This is a genomic window from Hydrogenispora ethanolica (genome assembly GCF_004340685.1).
GTDB classification, from domain to species: Bacteria; Bacillota; UBA4882; order UBA8346; family UBA8346; genus Hydrogenispora; species Hydrogenispora ethanolica.
Genome location: NZ_SLUN01000086.1, coordinates 1 through 1,613 on the forward strand (window position 1 = coordinate 1; position 1,613 = coordinate 1,613).

The 1,613-nt window shown below is 48.0% G+C and carries 1 protein-coding gene; it reads left to right on the forward strand.

Translation table 11 applies throughout. The annotated features are described in order from the left end of the window. The first annotated feature begins 95 nt into the window (after positions 1 to 95). Positions 96 to 1,418, forward strand: coding sequence for an IS1380 family transposase (locus EDC14_RS26375; RefSeq protein ID WP_132018402.1), 1,323 nt, complete (start codon positions 96 to 98; stop codon positions 1,416 to 1,418). The last annotated feature ends 195 nt before the right edge of the window (positions 1,419 to 1,613 follow it).

Here is a 1,613-nt window from a genome sequence, read left to right on the forward strand (position 1 = left end):
CCTAAATCCGTGAACTAAACAGATACAAAACCAGGGAAACCAGTGATAAATCTAGAATGATCGTAGGTAGAAAGACACACCTGCGAGGTTAAAAGATGTTTGATGGAATACGACAAAGCAACGAAAGACTAATCACTGCATCCGGACTGTCCATCGTGGGATTGTTATTGCAAAAGACGAAATTGCAAGAACGGTTGAACCTGCATCGACTCAAAGATAACGCCGCTCCCCATATCAAAAACCATGAAATCGTATTTGCGTATATTGGCCTATTATGCCAGGGAAAAAGCGATTTCGATCATATTCGTGAAATGAATTCCGACCCTGACTTTTATCGGATAGCCCTCGGGATCGACCATATTCCCTCCAGCGAAACCCTACGCCAACGCCTGGACATGGCCGGGGGTCAATGGCGGAATATCTTACTCGCCGAGAACATTCGCATTCTCAAAGCAACCGGCGCGACGCTCACCCCGTGCCGGGATGAATACATTCCGTTGGATATCGACGTATCCCCCTTTGACAACTCCGGAACCAAGAAGCAAGGCGTTGCTCGAACCTATCAAGGATTCGACGGATATGCTCCTATCTTCGCCTATGTGGGGGCTGAGGGATATCTTGTCAATACCGAACTTCGCAAAGGAAGTCAACATTGTCAGAACCATACCGTGCCCTTTTTGAAAGAAACCATCCTTCAGGCCAAACGGTTGACGTCCACCCCATTGTTGGTCCGGCTGGATTCCGGCAACGACAGTTCCGAGAATATCGAGGTGTGTCGGGAACCCGAAACCCGCTGCCATTTCATTATTAAACGCAATCTACGAACCGATTCCCCCCAGATGTGGCTGGATATCGCCAAAGAAAATGGAACCGTCACTCATCCCCGCGAAGGCAAAACCGTTTATACCGGCAGCGTCCAATGGACGCTTGGCAATCTTCAGGAAAAAGTCCGCATTGTATTTCGGGTCATTGAACGAACGATTACTGCCGATGGGCAAATTCTTTTAGTGCCGGACCTCGAAGTGGAAAATTGGTTGACTTCACTGACGCTTCCACCCCAAGACGTGATCGAGCTATACCAGGATCATGGCACCTGCGAGCAGTTTCACAGTGAAATCAAAACCGATATGGATTTGGAGCGGCTGCCTTCCGGTAAGTTTGAAACCAATGCGCTCATTCTGGAGTTGGCGATGCTGGCCTACAATATTTTGCGAGTCATCGGCCAAGAAAGTCTAAAACAAAATGACTCCCCACTACGGAAACCAGTTTTGCGAAGGCGGCTTCGCACCGTGATTTCCAACCTCGTTCTGATCGCGACCCGGGTGGTTCAGCACGCCCGGAAAACCTATTTGAATCTGGGCAGAAGCAACGCATGGGTTCAGACGTTTACGCGAGTTTATGAAGCTTTCGCGTTCTAGTGTATACTTTGATTAGCGGGATAAGCTTTATTTCACTGTTCCCTTTTTCCGTTTAGCCTCCAGTAAGATGACTGGATCGTTACCATTCATCGCAATCGCTTCCCTTCTTTTGGGGTTTTATGGTTTCCCCTCTTGATTCTTTGCAATTCTTGGGGATTTAGGTCGTTTCCGTAAACTTAAATCACGGATTCAGGT

What these genes read in the sequence shown, in the direction of transcription:
- EDC14_RS26375 (WP_132018402.1), top strand. Translation starts at nt 96, where the DNA reads ATGTTTGATGGAATACGACAAAGCAACGAAAGACTAATCACTGCATCC.